Origin of the sequence: Rhodoplanes sp. SY1 (assembly GCF_046000175.1) — a bacterium.
In the GTDB taxonomy this organism is placed as follows: domain Bacteria; phylum Pseudomonadota; class Alphaproteobacteria; order Rhizobiales; family Xanthobacteraceae; genus Rhodoplanes.
Genome location: NZ_JBEOMB010000125.1, coordinates 1 through 18,919, shown reverse-complemented (window position 1 = coordinate 18,919; position 18,919 = coordinate 1). Strand labels below are relative to the sequence as shown.

Here is an 18,919-nt window from a genome sequence, read left to right as displayed (position 1 = left end):
CCGGCGAGGACCCATGCAGACGATCGTTCGACTGACAGCGCGGCTCCGCGTCTCCGGGAGCGCAGGGATCGTCGTGGGCGTGGGGATGGGCGTTGCCGTGCTGATCGCGACGCCGGTGCTCGCCGACGGATCGGGCGGCCGCCGGGCGGCGCCGCGCCCGGTCGCCGGGCCGATCGTCGGCGGGCTCGCGGCCAACAATGGATACTATGCCTACGGACCCTATGCGACGCCCGGCAGCCCGGTCGCCTGGCGCGCCCTGCCGTGGAGCGACCTGTACGGCCCGGCAGTGCCGGTGACTCCGGGGTGTTACATGCAGCGCCAGCGGGTGTGGACCGAATACGGCTGGCGATGGCGGACCGGGCCGATCTGCTATTAATGAATGTTCATCGGGCTCAACGCGTTAGCACAAAAGGGCGAAGACACCGCCCAACTAACGACAAATTGAAACGCTCTCCTGAGGGCCTGCCGTCAGCCGCACGGGGCTGATCGTCGGAACGCCCGGACCGAGCCTTCCCGCACGAGAATCCGGCGCGACCACATATCGGAGCCTCACGAGGGGGATCATGACCAGAAGCCTGACTGCTGTCTCGGCGGCGGCGCTCGCTGTCGTGCTCGCGCTGCCGGCGAGCCAGGCGGACGCCCAGTACTACTACCGGCGCGGCCCGAGCGGCGGCGCGGTCGCGGCGGGCGTGCTCGGCGGGCTCGCCGCCGGCGCCATCATCGGCGGCGCCATCGCGAGCTCGCGTCCCGGCTACGCGGCGCCGGCCCCGGCCTATGGGCCCCCGCCGCCTCCGCCGCCGCCCTATGCGGGCTATGCGCCGGTCGCCGGCTATGCGCCCTATCCGGCCTATGCGGGCCCGATGCCCGTCGCCTGCCCGGGCGGCTATTGGGCGCGGCGGCCGCTCTACGACGATTACGGCCAGTTCGTCCGCTACTCGCGGCCGCGCTGGTTCTGCCCCTGAGGCACCCACATCGGCACGAGGCTTCGAGACGGCCGGCACCACGCCGGCCGTTTTCGTTTCTGGAGGTCGCTTGCGCTGCGCCCGGCCGCGCGCGTCAGCGCCCCGCCCGCGCCCGCATATGGTCGAGCACGGCGGCGTCCGGCCAGCAGTCGAGCGGCAGGCCGTTCTGCTTCTCGTAGGCGCCGAGCGCGAGGCGCGTGCGCATCCCCGCCTTGCCGTCGATCTTGTCGCGATAGAGCCCGAGCGCCGCGAGGCGCTTCTGCATGTCCTCCAGATCCTTGGTGCGCAGCTGCACGACCGGATCCCAGGCGCGCGCGAACGGCCCGCCGCCGGCGATGCGGTCGGAGACGTTGCCGACGAACAGCACGTACAGATCCGAGAAATTGTAGTCCTTGATCACGTAGTAGTTCTTCATGATCAGGAACGACGGCCCGTGCGTGCCGGCCGGCTGGAGGAGCGAGGCGGGCTCGTCGAGATCGGCGGCGGCCGGGCGCTTGCCGCCCGCCGGCGCGTAACCGGCGGCGAGCCACTCGCGCAGCGGCTTGAGGTTCTCCGGATCGGCGATCGTGCAGTCGAATCCGCGCGCCGGCGGCGTCACCTCGTAGGCCCAGTGCTTGCCCGGCTGCCACCCCTTGGCGTGGAGCTGCTGGGCCGCCGAGGCGAGCGCGTCGGGGACCGAGCGGAAGATGTCGCGGCGGCCGTCGCCGTCGAAGTCGACGCCGTGCTTGTAGAGCTCGGACGGCAGAAACTGGGTGAGCCCCATGGCGCCGCCCCAGGAGGCGCGCATGTCGGCGCGCGGCGTGCCGTCCTGCAGCATCTTCATGGCGTAGAGGAGCTCGCCGCGGAACATGTCCTTGCGACGGCCGTAATAGCCCTGCGTCGCCAGCACCCGCAGCGCGTCGTGCGGCAGCTTGTAGGAGCCGAACGCCGTCTCGCGGCCCCAGATCGCCAGCACGACCGAGGCCGGCACGCCGAAGCGCTGCTCGATGCCGGCCAGCGTCGCGCGATGCTCGCCGTAGAGCTTGCGGCCCGTGGCGGCGAGGTTGGCGAGGTTCTTGTCGCGCAGATACTCGGCCGGGGTCTGGACGAACTCGGCCTGGCCCCGCGGCGGCGCCTCGGCGCGGCCCGGGATCACCAGATCGGGCAGCGAGAGGTCCGGCTCGAGGCCGCGGATCGCCTGGTCGAAGACGGGGCGCGAGACGCCGAGCGCCTGCGCGTCCGGCCACAGCGACTGCAGCCATTTCTGGAAGTCCGCATCGGCGGCGGCGGCCGGCCGCGGCGCCAGCCCCGGCAGGGCGCCGGCCAGCGTCGCGACGGCCAGCATCACGACCGGGAGCAGCGCCGCGAGCGAGCGCCTTGCGGCGGACAGGAGGGTCATCGGGTTCTCCACGACGTTCCGCGAAAGAGACGAATCGGAAACGGAGAGAGGCCGGTAAACAAGGTTTTAATTTGGAGAGCCGCGACCGTCCCGAAATCCCGCGCTGCCGCGACGAAAAGAACAATCCGTGAAGCCGGACGAATCGGAAACGGAGCGGGGGCGATTAACAAGGGATTACGCGACGTCGAACACGCTGGAGCGGGCATTTCCGCCGCGCACTCGAAAACGTTCCCGCTCCGGTCCGGCGACACGAATCGGAAACGGAGCGTGGCCGGTTAAGACTTCGTTGCAGCGCCGCGCGTGCGGCGCGTTAGGAGTTCGTTTACCATGATCGCATCGCCCCGCGTCGCCGTCAGGAGGACGCCCGATGCTTCGATCCTTCGCCCGTTCCGGATTCATCTCGCTACTGTTCACGCTCGCGGCCCTGCAGGCCGCGCCGGCCGCCTCGCCGAGCGAGCTGCTCGACGCCCTCGTCGCCGCCTATCCGGACGCGCTCGCGCGCCACGACGGAGACAAGCTCACCTGGCGCGACGGCACCGTGATGGCGGTGTCGGACGGCCGCCCCGACAAGCCGTTCAAGGAGCTGCTGTCGAACCCCTCGATCCTCGACCAGATGAAGCTGCCCTATCGCACCGGCCGGCTCGCCGCCCCGCCGGCGCTCAACGACGATCCGGGCCGCTTCCGCAACGAGGCCTTCTTCAAGAAGATGTACGGCGACTGCACCAAGGGCGAGGTGCAGGCCCGCATGGTGCCGATCGTCTGGCTGCCGAAGAGCTGGGGCAAGAAAATCTCGGTCACCCGCGTCAACGGCGTCGCCGAGAAGTTGAAGGCGGTGTCGGACGAGATCGAGACGCTGCCGCCGGCGATCCGCAAGGCCGCCTTCCCGATCGCCGGCGTGCTCGCCTGCCGCCCGGTCGCCGACACGGGCCGGATGAGCATGCACGGCTACGGCGCGGCCATCGACCTCAACCTCGAGGTCTCGGACTACTGGTTCTGGACCAAGAAGACCGACCCGATCCCCTACAAGAACCGCATGCCGCAGGAGATCGTCGACATCTTCGAGCGCCACGGCTTCGTCTGGGGCGGCAAGTGGTATCACTACGACACCATGCACTTCGAGTACCGGCCGGAGCTGATCAGGACGAAGTGAGATCGATATCCTCGCCCGATGGGGCGCACTGAACCGGCAACGTGACGGTGCCTCGTGTCCCGGGCGCGGCGCAACGCGCCGTGACCCGGGACCCAGAGCGACAGCATGAGGAATTGCGGGGGCGCCAACCGTGCCGCCCCTGGGCCCCGGATCTGCGACGTATCAGGCCCGTGGCCTGATACGTCTTGTCCGGGACACGCCGCCGAGACTCGACGTCACCCCACCACGCCGGCCGCGCGGAGCGCCGCGATCTCCTCGTCGCTCGTGCCCAGCACGCCGCGCAGAATCTCGTCGGTGTGCTGGCCGAGACGCGGGGGGGCGCGGTCGTAGCGCGGCGGCGTGCCGGAAAGCCGCAGCGGCGACGCGATGGTGGCGACCGCGCTGCCGTCGTCGCGCGGCAGGTCGATGCGCAGGCCGCGATGCTTGACCTGCGGCTCCTCGAACACCTGCGCATAGTCGTTGATGGCGCCGCACGGCACGCCCTGCGCCTCCAGCGCGGCGACCCACCCGGCCGTGGTCCTCGTCTTCAGCGTCGCGGCGAGATCGGGTATCAGCTCGTCGCGGCCGACGATGCGGCCCGACATGGTGCTCCAGCGCGGATCGGCGGCGAGATCGGCACGGCCCAGCACGTCGCAGCAGCGCCGCCACTGGGCGTCGTTGCCGACCGCGATCACCACGTGCCCGTCGGCGGTCGCGAACGACCCATAGGGAACGAGGCTCGCATGGGCGTTGCCGTAGCGATGCGGCACCTTGCCGGAAGCGAAGAAGCCGGTCACCTGGTTGCCGCCGAGCGCGACGATGCAGTCGAGCAGCGCCATGTCGATGTATTGGCCGCGCCCAGAGACGCTGCGGTGGTTGAGCGCCGCCAGGATCGCGATCGTCGCGTACATGCCGGTGAGCACGTCGGCGATGGCGATGCCGACCTTCTGGGGTCCGCCGCCGGGAAGGTCGTCACGCTCGCCCGTGATGCTCATCAGCCCCCCCTGCGCCTGGAAGACGAAGTCGTAGCCGGGCTTGTGGGCCGCCGGGCCGTCCTGGCCGTAGCCCGTGATCGAGCAGTAGACGAGCCCCGGATTCTTGGGCGCGAGGCTCGCATAGTCGAGCGCGTAGCGGGCGAGATCGCCGACCTTGAAGTTCTCGATCACGACGTCGCTTTCCGCCGCGAGCGCGCGCACCAGCGCCTGCCCCTCGGGCCGCGCGATGTCGATCGCGATCGACCGCTTGCCGCGATTGGCGGCGGCGTAATAGGTCGAGTCGCCGCTCGACGCGCCGTCGGCGTCCGCCACGAAGGGCGGCCCCCAGGCGCGTGTGTCGTCGCCCGTGCCGGGCCGCTCGACCTTGATCACGTCGGCGCCGAGATCGGCGAGGTTCTGGGTGCACCAGGGACCGGCGAGCACGCGCGAGAGGTCGAGCACCCGGATGTGAGAAAGAGCCGTGGTCATGAGACGAGACGATCCGAAAGAAGCATCGATCGATGCTGAATATCACGGATTCTCTCGGATTCATGGTGAGGAGCGCTCCCGGGAAGCGCGTCTCGACCATCCCGGGCGGCGCCGGCCGCCAGCCGCGCGGCCCTCCGAGGTTCACCGCGCCGCGACACGATCCGCACCGGCCGGAATAACCGGCCGGAATAAAAGCGCCCGCCGCTTGTCTACCTGATCGAGATCGCTTCGACCCGAAGCGATCCACCCCGACAGGAGACGGAACCATGAACAAGCTCATCGGACGCACGCTGGTCGCCACCATGACGCTCGCGGCAGCCCTCGCCTCCCCGGCGCTGGCCCGGACCTTCGAAGGCGATGTCGCCACCGCCGACATCGTGCCGGCGCGGTACGGCCATGCCCAGTCGCCGCAGCACGGCATGGCCACGGTGCAGAGCCCCTCGGACGCGGTCGTCTACAACGGCCGGATCGTCGGCCGTGACCCCGATCCGAGCGTGCGGCAGCAGATCCTGAGGGACGCCCCCGACCTCCGCTGATCGCGCGCCCACGGCGGGAGAGACCGGCCCGGCTCTCTCCCGCCGTGCCGCACCATCGCCGAAGTTTTCGCGCGAGCCCGGGAATAATTCCGCTCCCCGCGTGTCTGCATCGACGACACCCTCTGCCAAGGAGCAGTCGTATGGATCGAAACACGATCGTGGTCGCCCTCGCCGTCGTGGTGATGTCCACGACCGGCATAGCCGCACACGAGGCGCATCACGCGCCCCACGCTTCGGCCGCGCCGGCCGACGCGACGAGCCCCGTCTCCGACGAGGAAGCCGCGTTCCTGCGCGAGAACCATGCCGCCATGGACAAGATGATGGCCGACATGGCCGTGCGTCCGTCCGGCGACGTGGACCGCGACTTCGTCGCCATGATGGTGCCGCATCACCAGGGCGGCATCGACATGGCGGTGGCGGTGCTGCGTTACGGTCGTAACGAGCAGCTCAGGCGGCTGGCGCAGGAGATCATCGTCACCCAGCAGCAGGAGATCGCGGCCATGCGGCTCGCCATCGGCGATCCACTCCCTGCGTCGGCGGCGGCGCCGACCCAGACCTGCGGCTCGACGACGCGATGAGGATCAGGACATGCCCCGCAACGCCTCGACGACGGGACTGCTCGCGACCACGGGCCTCGCGACTGCGGTCCTCGTGACCACCTGCCTCGCCGGCACGCCTGCGGCATGGGCCGGCCAGGCCCCGGATGCGGCGGCTGCCCGGGACATTCCGGTGAGCCGGCACGACCGCGTCTATGCGGCCGAGCAGTTCTCCAACACGGTGTCGGTGACCGACCCGTCCGACAACACGCTGCTCGGGGTCATCCGGCTCGGCGATCCGCAACCGGGCAATCTGAGTCCGCTCTATCGCGGCCAGGTGCTGGTGCACGGCCTGGGCTTTTCGCCGGACCACAAGACGCTCGCGGTCGTGTCGATCGGCACCAACTCGGTGTCGTTCATCGACACCGCGACCAATGCGGTGAAGCACGTGACCTATGTGGGCCGCGCACCGCACGAGGCCTTCTTCACACCGGACGGCAAGGAAGTCTGGGTCACGGTGCGGGGCGAGGACCATGTCGCCGTGCTGGACGCCACCACCTTCGCAGAGAAGACGCGCATCGAGGTCCCGGCCGGCCCCGGCATGCAGATCTTCTCGCCGGACGGCACCTACGGCTATGTTTGCTCGTCCTTCAATCCCGAAACCGTGGTGATCTCGGTGGCCGACCATCGGATCGTCGGGCGGGTGAAGCAGGAGAGCCCGTTCTGCCCCAACATCGCGGCGACGCCGGACGGCAAGCAGGTCTGGCTCACGCTCAAGGATGTGGGCAAGACGATGGTGTTCGACGCACGGCCGCCGTTCTCGGTGCTGAAGACGCTCGACACCGGGCCGATCACCAACCACGTCAATTTCGCACGCACCACCGCCGGCATGTTCGCCTATGTCACGGTCGGCGGTCTGAACGAGGTCAGGGTTTTCGACACCGACGACTTCTCGCAGGTCGCGACCATCCCGGTCGGCAGGCTGCCGCACGGTCTTTGGCCGTCCGGCGACGGCAGCCGGATCTATGTCGGCCTGGAGAACGCCGACGGCCTCACGGTCATCGACACGGCGTCCAACACCGTGGTGGCGACCGTTCCGATCGGCCAGGCGCCGCAGGCGGTCGTGTATGTTCCGAACGCCGTGCCCTCCGGCGACGGAAAGCAGGGGCTGCAGCCGCTCGCGACGTCCGGAGCGGCAGCCCAGTTCACGCTTTCGGCGAGGCCCCATCAGACCGACGCGGCGCCGACCAGCGTCTCGCTGTTCGACCAGGGCCTGACGCAGGTGCTGCAGGCATCGGTGACCGGCCTCGAACCGAAGAAGCCCTATGTGCTGGCTCTGGCGCCGAACCCGGACGGCGGCGGAACGCTCCAGCCGCTCTCCGGTTTCACCACCAATCCGGCCGGCGCGGCCATCGTCAATGCGGTCGGCCCGATCCGCCAGATCATACAAGGCGTGGAATCGCCGCCGCGATATCTCGTCATCGCTCCGGGCGTGCCCGGCCGGACCGGCGCGCCCGTGCAGGTGCAGATGTGATGACGACACGCCGAGGGGCGGCCCACATTCCGCCCTCCTGGACGGGCGGTCCGTCCGGGAAGGCCATGCGGGTTTCGCCATGAGCACGATGACGTCGCTGATCGAGCCGCTCATTCCCGCGCTGCGGCGCTATGCGCGGGCTCTGCTGCGGGACCGCTCCGCCGCCGACGATCTCGTCCAGGACTGCCTCGAGCGGGCGATCGGACGTTGGCATCAGCGCCGCCAGGACGGCGACGCCCGGACCTGGCTCTTCACGATCCTGCACAACCTCGCCGTCAACCGCCTCCGCCAGGCGCAGCGCCGCGGCCGGCACGTGGCGATCGAGGACGCCGACGAGGATTCGGTCTCGCATCCACCCGCACAGGAGGATCGGATCCTGCATCACGACGTCGTTCAGGCGCTCGCCGATTTGCCCGAAGATCAGCGCGCCGTGCTCCTCCTGGTCGCCGTCGAAGACCTGTCCTATGCCGAGGCCGCCGACGTCCTCGACGTACCGATCGGAACCGTGATGTCCCGCCTGGCCCGCGGCCGCGAACGGCTCCGGCGCGCCCTGGGAGAGCCGGACAGGATCGCCAAAGCCTCGAATCTGCGGAGAATCAAATGAGCATCCGTCCGATCTCCGAAGACGACCTGCACGCCTTTGTCGATCAGGCGCTCGATCCTGCACGTCGCACCGAAGTCGCCGAGTATCTGAAGAGCCACCCCGATGTCGCCGGACGCGTCGAAGACTATCGCCGGCAGCGCGAGGCGCTGCGCGCCGCCCTGGCGCCGATCGCCGAGGAGCCGGTGCCGTCGCGGCTCGACCTGAGGCGCCTGATCGAGGCGCGGCAGACCTCGCGCGGATGGCGAGCGGCGGCAGTCGCCGCAGCCGCCGCGATCGTGCTGCTGTGCGGCGGCGCGACCGGCTGGATGCTGCGCGATCTGTCGCAGCCGCCGGTCGGCGGCATCGCTGCGCTGGCGTCGCAGGCGACGGAGAGCTTCGAGGTCTACGCATCCGACCATGTCCGTCCGGTGGAACTCCGCGCGGAGGACCGCACGTTGCTGGTCGACTGGGCCTCGCAGCGTCTCGGCCGGGCCGTCACGGCGCCGGACCTGTCGCGCTCCGGCTATCGTTTCATGGGCGGACGCTTGGTCGCGACGCCGCAGGGGCCGGCCGTGCTGTTCATGTACGACGACGATCGCGGCACGCGTCTCGCCCTCCTGAGCCGCCGAATGGTGATCGACCAGGACGCGCCGATGCGCCCGCACGCGCGCGGATCGACGGCTGGGTTCGCGTGGGCCGAGAACGGCATCGGCTTCAGCCTGGTGGGGCCGCTGTCGGCCGAGGCGCTGCATCCGATCGCTAACGAGATTCGCCGGCAAGAGCACGGCATCTGATGAACAGCGGCGTCGCGGCGCGCGTCGGCGCGATGCCGTCGCGCCGGCCGTCGACGGGCCCTCCGTCTCCGGCGTCATCCCGGGTGAGCACGCCGCACGGCTTGCGGATTCGGCCGGACCGCGACTATGTGGGACGGTAGCGCTCCCGCGCCAATGCGGCACTGGTGTTCGCCACATGCGAACACCAGTGCCCGCTTCCGGACTACAGGACCAGGCCGTTGTCGAGTTCCCCCGAACAGCCCTCGCCGCCATCGTCCCCCTCGCCCAACCCGTCCTCCCCTCCCCCTTCCACATCGCCCGCCGGCACCCCGTTCAAGCTGATCTTCCCGTCGATCATGCTGCCGATGTTCCTGGCCGTGGTCGACCAGACCATCGTGGCGACGGCGCTGCCGGCGATCGCCGCCTCGACCGGGCAGATCGAGCGCGCCCCTTGGGTGGTGGTCGCCTATCTGATCGCCGCCACGGTCGCGGCGCCCGTGTACGGGCGGCTCGGCGACGCCTTCGGCCGGCGACGGCTCCTGCTGGTGGCGCTCGGCGTGTTCCTGGTGACGTCGCTCCTGTGCGCCGCCGCGCCGACCATCGAGACGCTGGCGCTCGCCCGCGTCCTCCAGGGCCTCGGTGGCGGCGGGCTGATGACGCTATCGCAGGCGCTGGTCGGCGAGGCGGTGCCGCCGCGCGAGCGCGCCCGCTACCAGGGCTGGCTGGCCGGCGTCGCCGTCACGGCGAACTCGTTCGGCCCGGTGGTCGGCGGCGTCCTCACCGAGCATTTCGGCTGGCGCTCGATCTTCCTGGTCAACCTGCCGATCGCCGTGCTGGCGATGGGGCTCGTGCTGCGCCTGCCGGTCCGCAAGGTCGAGCGGACCGCGTGGGCGTCCGATCCGCTCGGGCTGATCCTGTTCGCCGCCTTCGTGACGACGACGCTGTTGTCGCTCGAGCAGGTGCAGCGGGCGAACTTCTCCGCCCTGCCGTTCGCGGCCGCGCTGCTCGCCGCCGCGGCGCTGAGCCTCGTGCTGCTGATCCTGCAGGAGCGCCGCACGCCCTCGCCGCTGATCCCGCTCGGCCTCCTCAAGCAGCCGGCGATCTGGCGCGCCGACGCGATGGCGGCCTTCCACGGTGGCGCGCTGGTCTCGCTGATCACCTTCCTGCCGGTCTATCTCGGGGTGGTGCGCGGCGCCTCGCCCTCCACCATGGGCCTCGTGCTGGTGCCGCTCACCATCGGGATCGGCACCGGCTCGCTGCTCACCGGCCGGCTGATGGCGAGCACCGGCTACACGACCGTGTTCCCCTCGGTCGGGCTCGGGCTCGCCGCCGTCAACCTGGTCGTGCTGGCGATCTTCGCCAACGACCTGTCGATCACGGCGCTCGGCGGCATGATGTTCTGGAACGGCGCCTGCATGGGCACCGTGATGGCGGTCGTGCAGGTGACGGTGCAGAGCGCCGCCGGCCCCGGCCGGCTCGGCGAGGCGGCGGGCTCGGTGCAGTTCTCGCGCTCGATCGGCGCCGGGCTCGGCACCGCCGTGATCGCGACGCTGCTGTTCGGCTGGCTGGCGCTCCACAGTCCGGAGGCGCTGGCGGTCTTCTCGGGGCTCGCGCAGCGCGGCCGCGACGCCGCCGCGAGCCTGCCGCCCGAGCGGCTCGCCGCCGTGCAGGGCGACATCCGCGACGCCTTCCGGGTCGTCTTCCTCGGCATCGCCGGCTTCACGCTCGGCGGCCTCGCGCTGGCGCTGACCAACCCGCTGCGGCGGATCTGATCGTCGCCGAATTCGTCATTCCGGGGCGCCGCGCAGCGGCGAACCCGGAATCCAGCCAAAAACTCCGAACTTGCCGCTGGATTCCGGGTTCGCGGCTTCGCCGCGCCCCGGAATGACCGGCTCATCAGTGATGCACGCCGTTCGGAAGCTGGCTGAGGCGGTCCACCCAGGCGATGCCGATCGCCGACAGGATGAAGACGCAGTGGATGATGGTCTGCCACATCACGCCGGTCGCGGTCAGGGTGCCGCGCCCGGAGTCGAGCGCGCCGGCCTCGATGAAGGTGCGCAGCAGGTGGATCGACGAGATGCCGATGATCGCCATCGCGAGCTTGATCTTCAGCACGCTCGCATTGACGTGGCTGAGCCACTCCGGCTGGTCGGGATGGCCCTCGAGGCCGAGCCGCGACACGAAGGTCTCGTAGCCGCCGACGATCACCATGATCAGCAGGTTCGAGATCATCACCACGTCGATCAGGCCGAGCACCACTAGCATGATCTGCAGCTCGCTGAAGTCGAACGAGTGGGTGACGAGGTGCCACAGCTCCTTGAGGAACAGCACGACGTAGACGCCCTGGGCGACGATCAGGCCCACATAGAGCGGCAGCTGCAGCCAGCGCGAGCTGAAGATCAGCATCGGCAGGGGGCGCAGCGCCTTCGGCAGCGGCTTCGAAGGGTGCGGGGTCGTCTCGGTCATCCGGAGGGTCTCGCTGAAGCCTTGGCAAGGCAGTGGGTCATGGGAATCGGCGGGTGATACGACCGGGGCGGCCGTCCGGTCCACCGCCGCGCATCCTCCAGCACACCAAATCGTCGGCGGCATGACGCCGAAAGGCCGCTTCGACCGCGGCTTTCGCCCCGCCCCGCGACAGGCGGTCGCAGTGGGCGATTGCCCACCTTCCCCGACCTCGCAAGGCCTTGGTGGGCCGACCGGGCGCTCCCACCGGAATCGTGGGCATCTTTCCGCTGGCCTCGGCCGCGCCCCGCCGCCTAGCATTAGTCCAAACAACGAAACCGCCAGGAAACGCCCAATGACGCCCCACGCCACCCCCGGCTCCGCCGCGACCCGACACCCCTTCCCGCTCGATGCCTGGTACGCCGCCGCCTGGACCCACGAGATCGGCCGCGCACTGTCGGCCCGCACCGTCTGCGGCAAGGACATGGTGCTGTACCGTCGCTCCGATGGCCGCGTCGCCGCCCTCGAGGACGCCTGCTGGCACCGGCTGCTGCCGCTCTCGCTCGGCCGCCTCGACGGCGACCAGGTGGTGTGCGGCTATCACGGCCTCGTCTTCGACGGCGACGGCCGCTGCACCTTCATGCCGGCCCAGAAGACCATCAACCCCTCGGCCTGCGTGCACGCCTATCCGGTCGCCGAGCGGCACCGGCTGGTGTGGGTGTGGCCGGGCGACCCGGCGCTCGCCGATCCGGCGACGATTCCCGACTTCCACTGGAACGACGGCACCGACTGGGTCGGCGAAGGCGGCACCTTCTACTCGCTGAAATGCGACTACCGGCTGGTCATCGACAACCTGATGGACCTGACCCACGAGACCTATGTGCACGCCGGCAGCATCGGCCACGACGCCATCCTGGAGAGCCCGTTCGACGTCACCCATTCGGACCGCCGCGCCACCGTGACGCGCTGGATGATCGACATCGAGGCGCCGCCCTTCTGGGCCAGGCTGCTCGGCAAGCAAGGCAACGTCGATCGCTGGCAGATCATCCACTTCCAGGCGCCCTCGGTGATCGCCGGCGACGTCGGCGTGGCGCCGACCGGGACGGGGGCGCGCGAGGGCGACCGCTCGCAGGGCGTCAACGGCTGCTTCCTCGCCGCGATCACGCCGGAGACCGAGACGAGCTGCCACTACCACTGGAACTTCGTGCGCAACTTCCGCCGCGACGACGAGGAACTGACGCGCGCGATCCAGAAGGGCCACGTCAACGACGGCAAGGGCGTCTACGACCAGGATCACGTCGTGCTGGAGGCGCAGCAGAAGGCGATCGACCGCAATCCGCGCATGCCGTTCTACAATCTCAACATCGACGCCGGCGCGCTGTGGGCCCGCCAGCTGATCGACCGCATGCTCGACGCCGAGCAGGCCGGCCCGCGGGCGGTCCCGAGCCAGGCGGCGGAGTGATGTGATGCTCGCGCGAACCGACCAGCAGACCGGCGTGCTCCGCGCCACCCGCGATCTCACGTCCGACATTCGCCTGTTCGAGATCGAGCCGGCGGTCTTCGCGCCGCCGCCGCCCGGCAGCCATCTCGACGTGACGGTGCGGATCGACGAGCGCCCGGACACCCGCTCCTACTCGATCGTCGGCGCGTGTGCGGACGGCCTCTACCGGATCGCCGTGAAGCGGCTGCCGCAGTCGCGCGGCGGCTCGGCCTGGATGTGGTCGCTCGCGCCCGGCGCGCGGCTCTCCTTCACCGGGCCGCACGACACCTTCCCGCTCGGCGCCGGGCGGCCCGACTATCTGCTCGTCGCCGGCGGCATCGGCATCACGCCGATCTACACGATGGCGACCGCGCTGGCCCGCGCCGGCGCGCGCCTGCGGCTCGTCTATGCGGCGCGCCGCGCCGCCGACCTCGCCCTCGTCGACGAGCTGCGCGAGGCGCTCGGCGAACGCCTGACCGTGATCACCAGCGAGACCGGCGGCCGGGTCGACCTCGCCGCCGCGATCGCCGGGCTCGCGCCCGACGGCGAGCTCTATGTCTGTGGCCCGATCGGCATGCTGGAGGCGGCCAAGCACGCCTGGCAGGCGAGCGGCCGGCGGCCCGAGAATCTGCGCTTCGAGACCTTCGGCTGCAGCGGCCGCTTCCCGACCGTGCCGTTCACGGTGGCGATCCCGCGGCTCGGCAAGGAGATCGTCGTGCCGGCGAACCGCACGATGCTCGACGCGCTCGAGGCCGCCGGCGTCGCCATGATCTCCGACTGCCGCAAGGGCGAATGCGGCCTGTGCGCCTTGCCGATCCTCGCGGTCGACGGCACCGTCGACCACCGCGACGTGTTCTTCAGCGACCAGGAGAAGGCGGCGAACGCCAAGCTGTGCACCTGCGTCTCCCGCGTCGCCGGCGGCCGCATCACGATCGACACGGCCGACCGGCCGGAGTGAGGGCGACCGGCGTTCTTCGCCGGCAAGAGCGGGGCGATCCGGGGCCTTTCCGTCAGCGTCGATCGTCCCGATGTCCGCTCGTCCCCGCGAAGGCGGGACCCAGGGGCGACCCGAGGTGTGGCCCTGGATGCCCGCCTGCGCGGGCATGAGCGGAGGATGGGGCAGCGTCCGCGCAACCGCTACGCCGGCACCTGGGTCTTGTACCAGTCGAGAATCTCCGCCCCCGTCCACATCGCCACGTTGCCGTGGCCGAGGATGTAGTCGTAGAGCGCCTCGAGATACTTGATCCGGTGCGGCACGCCGGTGAGGTAAGGGTGGATGGCGATCGCCATCACGCGCGGCGTCGTCGCGCCCTCCTGATAGAGCCGGTCGAACTGATCACGTCCGCGGCGGAAGATCTCGTCGGAGGGCTGCTGCTGCACGGCGCTGATGACGACGTCGTTGACCTCGACCGTGTAGGGCACCGACACCACCCGGCCGGCCCGCGTCGCGATCGGCACCGGCTGATCGTCCAGCACCCAGTCGGCGACGTACTCGATCCCCTCCTCGGCCAGGATGTCGATCGTCTCGTCGGTCTCGGTGAGGCCGGGGCTCTCCCAGCCGCGCGGCGGCTTGCCGGTGAACGCCTTGATCGCCTCGACGGTCTTGCGGATGGCGGCGCGCTGGTCGTCGAGCTTGTGCATGGGGCGCTGCACGAAGCCGTGGCCCATGAAGTCCCAGCCGGCGTCGCGCGCCGCCGCGCAGACCTCCGGATAGGTCTCGCAGGCGATGCCGTTCACGGCGAAGGTCGCCTTCAGGCCGCGCGCGTTCAGGGCGTCGAGGAAGCGCCAGAAGCCGACCCGGTTGCCGTACTCGTGCCAGGCCCAGTTGGGCACGTCGGGCAGCAGCGGCTGCCCCATCGGCGGCGGCAGCACGGCGCGCGGCATCGCTCCTTCGGTGAGCCAGTTCTCGACATTGACGATCGTCCACACGGCGACCCGGGCGCCGTCGGGAAGCTTCAACGCGGGCCGCCGATGGATCGGCTGATACGGGATGCGGCCGCGCAGGCTGTGGCCGAGGGTCTCGCTCATGGCGCGTCTCTCCGTGTTTCTTTTCTTGCAGGCAGCGAAGCGGGAGGGCGCAGCCTAGCAGGCCGCGACGCCGGCGAGGCCGCACGCCGCCGCATCGAAGCGATGCGGGAACGGCGGGGCACCCCACATGGTCATTCCAGGGCGCCGCGCAGCGGCGAACCCGGAATCCACCTCCGGATTCGGAGCCAGTCGCTGGATCCCGGGCTCGCGGACCTGCGGTCCACGCCCCGGGATGACTGGACCATCCCAGGATCACCCGGCCGGCAACAGAAGCTCGGCGCGCAGGCCGCCGATCGGGGCGGCCGAGAGGGTGAGCTTGCCGCCGTAGAGGCCGGCCAGCTCGGTGACGATCGACAGGCCGAGGCCGGAGCCCGGCTTGGACTCGTCGAGCCGCTTGCCGCGCCGCGCGACCTGCTCGCGCTCGGCCTCCGAGAGGCCCGGTCCGTCGTCGTCGACGACGATGCGCAGGCCGGCGCCGGCGCGCCGGTCGGGCGCGGGCGCCGGGATCGCCTCGATGGCGACGCGGCCCTGCGCCCACTTGCAGGCATTGTCGACCAGGTTGCCGACCATCTCCTCGAGGTCCTGCCGCTCGCCGACGAAACGCAGCGTCTCCGGCACGTCGGCGTCGATGACGAGGCCGCGGTCGTGATGCAGCTTCTCCATGGTGCGGGCGAGCGCCGTGACCACCGGCTTCACCTCGGTCACGGTGCCGACCACGGTGAGGCGGGCCGACAGGCGCGCCCGCTCGAGATGGCGGGCCACCTGGTCGCGCATGATCGCCGCCTGCTCGCGCACCTTGCGGGCGAGCGGGTCGTCGTCGCCGCGCGTCGCCGCCTCGTTGACGACAACCGACAGCGGCGTCTTCAGCGCATGGGCGAGATTGCCGACATGGGTGCGGGCGCGCTCCACGATCTCCCGGTTGGCTTCGATCAGCGCGTTGGTCTCGCGCGCGAGCGGCGCGATCTCGTCCGGGAACTCGCCCTCCAGCCGCTCGCTGCGGCCGGCCCGGATGGCGGCGAGGCTCTCCGAGATGCGCTTGAGCGGGGCGAGGCCGAACCGTACCTGGAACATCGTGATCAGCAGGAGCACGGCGGCCAGCATCACGAACGTGATGGCGAGCGCGTTGTCGAAGGAGCGGGTCTCCTCGTCGATCTCCTGCGGGTCGCCGGCGACCGAGACCAGGAAGCGCCCCTCGTCGCCGAGATCGACGGTGCGCTCGACCAGCCGCAGCCGCTGGTCCTCGGGCCCCGGCACATAGGAGCGCCGGCTGCCGTCGGCGCCCGGCTGGACGCCCTGCTCGGCCAGATGCGGCAGCGTCTGGTCCCACAGCGAGCGCGACGAGCGGGTCTCGGGCTTTTGCGCGCCGAGCCGGGTGATCTGCCAGTACCAGCCCGACAGCGGCAGCTCGAACAGCGGCTCGCCGAGCGACAGCGGCCCGCGTTCGGCCCCCTCCTCGGGCGCCGCCACCTCGGCCACCAGAGTGCGCAGATAGACGCCGAGCCGGCGATCGAACGAGCGCTCCACGGCCTGCCGATACAGCGACGACAGGCTGATGCCGGTCGCGAGCAGGATGATCACGGTCCACGCCGTGGCCGACAGGAAGAGGCGCAGCGCGAGCGAGTTGGCGCGCATCTAGTTCGGATCCCCGTACCCCGGCGTCGTCATGCCCGGCCTTGTGCCGGGCATCCACGGCGCGACCGCAGGTCGCGTGACGACGTGGATGGCCGCGACGAGCCCGGCCATGACGGGCTGACCGTCATGCCCCGCTTGATGACAGATGTCACGACCGGCTCTCCTCGGGCGGCGTGAGCAGATAGCCCAGCCCGCGCACCGTCTGGATCACGTCGACGCCGAGCTTCTTGCGGATGCGCCCGACGAACACCTCGATGGTGTTGGAGTCGCGGTCGAAGTCCTGATCGTAGAGGTGCTCGACCAGCTCGGTGCGCGACACCACCCGGCCCGAGTGGTGCATCAGATAGGAGAGCAGCCGGTACTCGTGCGAGGTGAGTTTTACAGGCGCGCCGTCGACCGTCACCCGACCGGTGCGCGAGTCGAGCCGCACCGGCCCGCACAGGAACTCGGACTTCGCGTGGCCGACCGAGCGGCGCAGCAGCGCCCGGATGCGGGCCAGCACCTCCTCGAGATGGAACGGCTTCGCCACGTAGTCGTCGGCGCCGGCGTCGAAGGCCTGCACCTTGTCGCTCCAGCGGTCGCGCGCGGTGAGCATCAGCACCGGCATGACGCGGCCGGCGCGGCGCCAGCTCTCCAGCACCGAGAGCCCGTCCATCTTGGGCAGGCCGATGTCGAGGATGACGGCGTCGTAGGGCTCGGTCTCGCCGAGGTAATGCCCCTCCTCGCCGTCGGCGGCGCGGTCCACCACGTAGCCGGCGTCGGTCAGGGCGGTGGCGAGCTGGCGATTGAGGTCGGGATCGTCCTCGACGACCAGGAGCCGCATGGTCTCGGTCCTCTGGATGCCGGTGCCGGCGGGAGCGGGCCGGACGGCGGCGGCAGCGTGTTGCTCGATTTGGTGGAAGGACGGGGCTCGGGGGTTCGGAACATCGTCGGTGCGCACCGGCGCGATCGACGGCAGCGGCAGCCGGCGCGGTCACGGTCCGGAGATCAGCGCTCCCGTCCCGGCATCGACGGTGGCGCGGACCACCTTGCCGCCCCGCGGCAGCACCGTGAGCATGTAGACGAGACGGCCGTTCTGCTCGCACAGGCGGGCGCGCAGCAGCTCGCCGTGGCGCGCCTTGACGGCGCTCGCTGCCTTGGCGAGCGGCACCACCTGCTTGGCGGCCGTGCGGGCGCGCTGCTCCGCCCGGGTGAGGCAGCGCGGGCCGGCGGGCGCGGTGGCGGCTCCGGCCGGTGCCGTCGTGGCGGTCGCGCCGGTGACGCCGCCGTTGCCGTTGCCCCCGGCGGCGCCCTCGGTCCGGGTCGGCACCACGAGCCCGTGCGGCCGCGCCGCCGGCCTGGTCTCGGCGGCGGCCGGCTCGGGCCCGCGTGGCTCGGACGCACCCGACACGGGGGCACCCGACACGGGGGCACGCGGGTCGAGGGTACGCGGGTCGGGATCGGCGGCGATGCAGGGCCAGGCCCACGCGACCAGGCCGGCGGACAGGACCGCCGTGACGACCGCAACCGTCGGTGCTCGCGTCCTCATGCCTCGCCTCGCCGAATTCGGGCCGCCGCTCCCCGCGTCGCGCCGGACCGCGCCGCGACTCCGGAGCCTCGTAGTGTAGCCCCCCGGCCGGGGCGACGACAGGGCCGACCGGCGGCAGCCGGTCGGGACACGTCAGCGTCATCTAGGAAGGGCGCGACGGTTCTCAATGCCCGACGACCAAGGCCCGGCCATGTCGCGCGATCGGCCGCTCAGCGCCGCCCCTTGACGGTGCGGACCACCGTCTCGACGAGGCTCGGCGCCGGCTGGCCGGTCGTGGCCGCCTCCTTCTCGCGGGTTCGGCCGTTGACGTAGACGCCGAGCACGGCGAAGCGGGCGCCCCAGTAGAGGCCGAGGAGCCCGGTCGCATGCGTCGCCGCGTTCAGCGGCCCGGCGTCGCCGCGCCCGAGCGACCAGATCAGCACGCCGAAGAACGCCGCGCACTCGATCGTCAGCTCGAACGCATAGGCGGGCCGCCACCAGCGCTGCAGCGGATCGCCGGCGGTCGCCTCGGCCCGCATGGTCGCGGTGGTCTCGGCGAGCGCCCGCGCCTGCAACTCGGCCTCGACCCTGGCGATCTCGGCGAGCGCCGGCCATCGGGCCATGGCCTCGCTTTCGGCGGCGGAGAGCTTCGCCTGCATGTCGGGCGCCGGCGTCGTGGCGATCGCCCGGCCGACCGCCTCCGGGGTCGGCGCGGTGCCGAGCGCCTCGGCGACGACGGTGCCGAGGGCGCCGCCGACGAGGCCGCCGAGCGGACCGCCCAGCGCGGTGCCGATGATCGGGGCACCCGCCTGCGCGAGGCGGCCGCCGAGAGAGGCCCAGTCCATCAGATCACCTCCGCGTTCCGGTCGCCCGCGGCCCGGACCGCGGCCAGCATCGTATCGAGCGACGTCTCGAGCCGGCCGGCGAGCGCCGCCG

19 protein-coding genes are annotated in these 18,919 nt (G+C 71.0%); 11 read left to right on the top strand and 8 right to left on the bottom strand.

Going from position 1 to position 18,919, the window contains the following annotated elements; all coding sequences use genetic code 11:
* Positions 1 to 79: 79 nt before the first annotated feature.
* Positions 80 to 376, top strand: coding sequence for a hypothetical protein (locus tag ABTU92_RS24525; protein ID WP_408094233.1), 297 nt, complete (start codon positions 80 to 82; stop codon positions 374 to 376).
* A gap of 187 nt (positions 377 to 563) precedes the next feature.
* Positions 564 to 962 carry a hypothetical protein gene (locus ABTU92_RS24520; RefSeq protein ID WP_408094232.1) on the top strand — a complete coding sequence of 133 codons (399 nt, stop codon included), beginning with the start codon at positions 564 to 566 and terminating at the stop codon, positions 960 to 962.
* Positions 963 to 1,056: 94 nt separating this feature from the next.
* On the opposite strand, the gene ABTU92_RS24515 is transcribed toward ABTU92_RS24520, so the two are convergent.
* Positions 1,057 to 2,286: a lytic murein transglycosylase gene (locus ABTU92_RS24515; protein WP_408094263.1), complete on the bottom strand. Its 1,230-nt coding sequence runs from the start codon at positions 2,284 to 2,286 to the stop codon at positions 1,057 to 1,059.
* Positions 2,287 to 2,707: 421 nt separating this feature from the next.
* Here ABTU92_RS24515 and ABTU92_RS24510 point away from each other — a divergent pair, with 421 nt between their 5' ends.
* Positions 2,708 to 3,490, top strand: a complete 783-nt coding sequence (locus ABTU92_RS24510) for a M15 family metallopeptidase (protein ID WP_408094231.1) — start codon at positions 2,708 to 2,710, stop codon at positions 3,488 to 3,490.
* Positions 3,491 to 3,705: 215 nt separating this feature from the next.
* On the opposite strand, the gene ABTU92_RS24505 is transcribed toward ABTU92_RS24510, so the two are convergent.
* Positions 3,706 to 4,932 (bottom strand): CaiB/BaiF CoA transferase family protein, encoded by a 1,227-nt coding sequence (locus tag ABTU92_RS24505; protein WP_408094230.1) that lies wholly within the window; start codon positions 4,930 to 4,932, stop codon positions 3,706 to 3,708.
* 266 nt (positions 4,933 to 5,198) lie between these two features.
* Between ABTU92_RS24505 and ABTU92_RS24500 the strand changes: the two genes are divergently transcribed.
* The 6 genes from ABTU92_RS24500 (at position 5,199) to ABTU92_RS24475 (ending at position 10,666) form a co-directional block, all read left to right on the top strand.
* A complete protein-coding gene (locus tag ABTU92_RS24500) occupies positions 5,199 to 5,468 on the top strand; it encodes a hypothetical protein (protein WP_408094229.1) in 270 nt (89 codons plus the stop codon).
* Positions 5,469 to 5,608: 140 nt separating this feature from the next.
* The gene (locus tag ABTU92_RS24495) at positions 5,609 to 6,046 is read left to right on the top strand and encodes a DUF305 domain-containing protein (protein ID WP_408094228.1); all 438 of its coding nucleotides are present in this window, start codon (positions 5,609 to 5,611) and stop codon (positions 6,044 to 6,046) included.
* Positions 6,047 to 6,056: 10 nt separating this feature from the next.
* Complete coding sequence (locus tag ABTU92_RS24490; protein WP_408094227.1) at positions 6,057 to 7,538, top strand: YncE family protein; 1,482 nt, start codon at positions 6,057 to 6,059, stop codon at positions 7,536 to 7,538.
* Between the two features lie 79 nt (positions 7,539 to 7,617).
* Complete coding sequence (locus ABTU92_RS24485) at positions 7,618 to 8,142, top strand: sigma-70 family RNA polymerase sigma factor (protein WP_408094226.1); 525 nt, start codon at positions 7,618 to 7,620, stop codon at positions 8,140 to 8,142.
* Complete coding sequence (locus ABTU92_RS24480) at positions 8,139 to 8,915, top strand: anti-sigma factor family protein (RefSeq protein WP_408094225.1); 777 nt, start codon at positions 8,139 to 8,141, stop codon at positions 8,913 to 8,915. Before ABTU92_RS24485 ends, ABTU92_RS24480 begins: the two co-directional genes overlap by 4 nt.
* A gap of 218 nt (positions 8,916 to 9,133) precedes the next feature.
* Positions 9,134 to 10,666, top strand: coding sequence for an MFS transporter (locus tag ABTU92_RS24475; RefSeq protein WP_408094224.1), 1,533 nt, complete (start codon positions 9,134 to 9,136; stop codon positions 10,664 to 10,666).
* 124 nt (positions 10,667 to 10,790) lie between these two features.
* On the opposite strand, the gene ABTU92_RS24470 is transcribed toward ABTU92_RS24475, so the two are convergent.
* Positions 10,791 to 11,360: a TIGR00645 family protein gene (locus tag ABTU92_RS24470; protein WP_408094223.1), complete on the bottom strand. Its 570-nt coding sequence runs from the start codon at positions 11,358 to 11,360 to the stop codon at positions 10,791 to 10,793.
* A 331-nt stretch (positions 11,361 to 11,691) separates the two neighbouring features.
* Between ABTU92_RS24470 and ABTU92_RS24465 the strand changes: the two genes are divergently transcribed.
* Together ABTU92_RS24465 and ABTU92_RS24460 are read left to right on the top strand one after the other, a co-directional pair.
* A complete protein-coding gene (locus ABTU92_RS24465) occupies positions 11,692 to 12,798 on the top strand; it encodes a Rieske 2Fe-2S domain-containing protein (protein ID WP_408094222.1) in 1,107 nt (368 codons plus the stop codon).
* Positions 12,799 to 12,802: 4 nt separating this feature from the next.
* Positions 12,803 to 13,774 carry a PDR/VanB family oxidoreductase gene (locus ABTU92_RS24460; protein ID WP_408094221.1) on the top strand — a complete coding sequence of 324 codons (972 nt, stop codon included), beginning with the start codon at positions 12,803 to 12,805 and terminating at the stop codon, positions 13,772 to 13,774.
* 179 nt (positions 13,775 to 13,953) lie between these two features.
* On the opposite strand, the gene ABTU92_RS24455 is transcribed toward ABTU92_RS24460, so the two are convergent.
* The 5 genes from ABTU92_RS24455 to ABTU92_RS24435 all read right to left on the bottom strand — a co-directional run bounded on the left by ABTU92_RS24455 (position 13,954) and on the right by ABTU92_RS24435 (position 18,828).
* Positions 13,954 to 14,844 carry a polysaccharide deacetylase family protein gene (locus tag ABTU92_RS24455; RefSeq protein ID WP_408094220.1) on the bottom strand — a complete coding sequence of 297 codons (891 nt, stop codon included), beginning with the start codon at positions 14,842 to 14,844 and terminating at the stop codon, positions 13,954 to 13,956.
* Positions 14,845 to 15,096: 252 nt separating this feature from the next.
* On the bottom strand, positions 15,097 to 16,476 hold the full coding sequence (locus tag ABTU92_RS24450) for a sensor histidine kinase (protein WP_408094219.1): 1,380 nt from the start codon (positions 16,474 to 16,476) through the stop codon (positions 15,097 to 15,099).
* A 148-nt stretch (positions 16,477 to 16,624) separates the two neighbouring features.
* The gene (locus ABTU92_RS24445; RefSeq protein WP_378476614.1) at positions 16,625 to 17,299 is read right to left on the bottom strand and encodes a response regulator transcription factor; all 675 of its coding nucleotides are present in this window, start codon (positions 17,297 to 17,299) and stop codon (positions 16,625 to 16,627) included.
* 150 nt (positions 17,300 to 17,449) lie between these two features.
* On the bottom strand, positions 17,450 to 18,004 hold the full coding sequence (locus ABTU92_RS24440; RefSeq protein WP_408094218.1) for a PepSY domain-containing protein: 555 nt from the start codon (positions 18,002 to 18,004) through the stop codon (positions 17,450 to 17,452).
* A 209-nt stretch (positions 18,005 to 18,213) separates the two neighbouring features.
* Complete coding sequence (locus ABTU92_RS24435) at positions 18,214 to 18,828, bottom strand: 3TM-type holin (protein ID WP_408094217.1); 615 nt, start codon at positions 18,826 to 18,828, stop codon at positions 18,214 to 18,216.
* Positions 18,829 to 18,919: the final 91 nt, after the last annotated feature.

Excerpts from the sequence above, each read along its gene's own strand:
- ABTU92_RS24455 (WP_408094220.1), bottom strand. The coding sequence starts at position 14,844 with ATGAGCGAGACCCTCGGCCACAGCCTGCGCGGCCGCATCCCGTATCAG.
- ABTU92_RS24505 (WP_408094230.1), bottom strand. The coding sequence starts at position 4,932 with ATGACCACGGCTCTTTCTCACATCCGGGTGCTCGACCTCTCGCGCGTG.
- ABTU92_RS24450 (WP_408094219.1), bottom strand. The coding sequence starts at position 16,476 with ATGCGCGCCAACTCGCTCGCGCTGCGCCTCTTCCTGTCGGCCACGGCG.
- ABTU92_RS24435 (WP_408094217.1), bottom strand. The coding sequence starts at position 18,828 with ATGGACTGGGCCTCTCTCGGCGGCCGCCTCGCGCAGGCGGGTGCCCCG.
- ABTU92_RS24510 (WP_408094231.1), top strand. The coding sequence starts at position 2,708 with ATGCTTCGATCCTTCGCCCGTTCCGGATTCATCTCGCTACTGTTCACG.
- ABTU92_RS24445 (WP_378476614.1), bottom strand. The coding sequence starts at position 17,299 with ATGCGGCTCCTGGTCGTCGAGGACGATCCCGACCTCAATCGCCAGCTC.
- ABTU92_RS24480 (WP_408094225.1), top strand. The coding sequence starts at position 8,139 with ATGAGCATCCGTCCGATCTCCGAAGACGACCTGCACGCCTTTGTCGAT.
- ABTU92_RS24465 (WP_408094222.1), top strand. The coding sequence starts at position 11,692 with ATGACGCCCCACGCCACCCCCGGCTCCGCCGCGACCCGACACCCCTTC.
- ABTU92_RS24500 (WP_408094229.1), top strand. The coding sequence starts at position 5,199 with ATGAACAAGCTCATCGGACGCACGCTGGTCGCCACCATGACGCTCGCG.
- ABTU92_RS24460 (WP_408094221.1), top strand. The coding sequence starts at position 12,803 with ATGCTCGCGCGAACCGACCAGCAGACCGGCGTGCTCCGCGCCACCCGC.
- ABTU92_RS24440 (WP_408094218.1), bottom strand. The coding sequence starts at position 18,004 with ATGAGGACGCGAGCACCGACGGTTGCGGTCGTCACGGCGGTCCTGTCC.
- ABTU92_RS24495 (WP_408094228.1), top strand. The coding sequence starts at position 5,609 with ATGGATCGAAACACGATCGTGGTCGCCCTCGCCGTCGTGGTGATGTCC.
- ABTU92_RS24470 (WP_408094223.1), bottom strand. The coding sequence starts at position 11,360 with ATGACCGAGACGACCCCGCACCCTTCGAAGCCGCTGCCGAAGGCGCTG.
- ABTU92_RS24485 (WP_408094226.1), top strand. The coding sequence starts at position 7,618 with ATGAGCACGATGACGTCGCTGATCGAGCCGCTCATTCCCGCGCTGCGG.
- ABTU92_RS24520 (WP_408094232.1), top strand. The coding sequence starts at position 564 with ATGACCAGAAGCCTGACTGCTGTCTCGGCGGCGGCGCTCGCTGTCGTG.
- ABTU92_RS24515 (WP_408094263.1), bottom strand. The coding sequence starts at position 2,286 with ATGCTGGCCGTCGCGACGCTGGCCGGCGCCCTGCCGGGGCTGGCGCCG.
- ABTU92_RS24490 (WP_408094227.1), top strand. The coding sequence starts at position 6,057 with ATGCCCCGCAACGCCTCGACGACGGGACTGCTCGCGACCACGGGCCTC.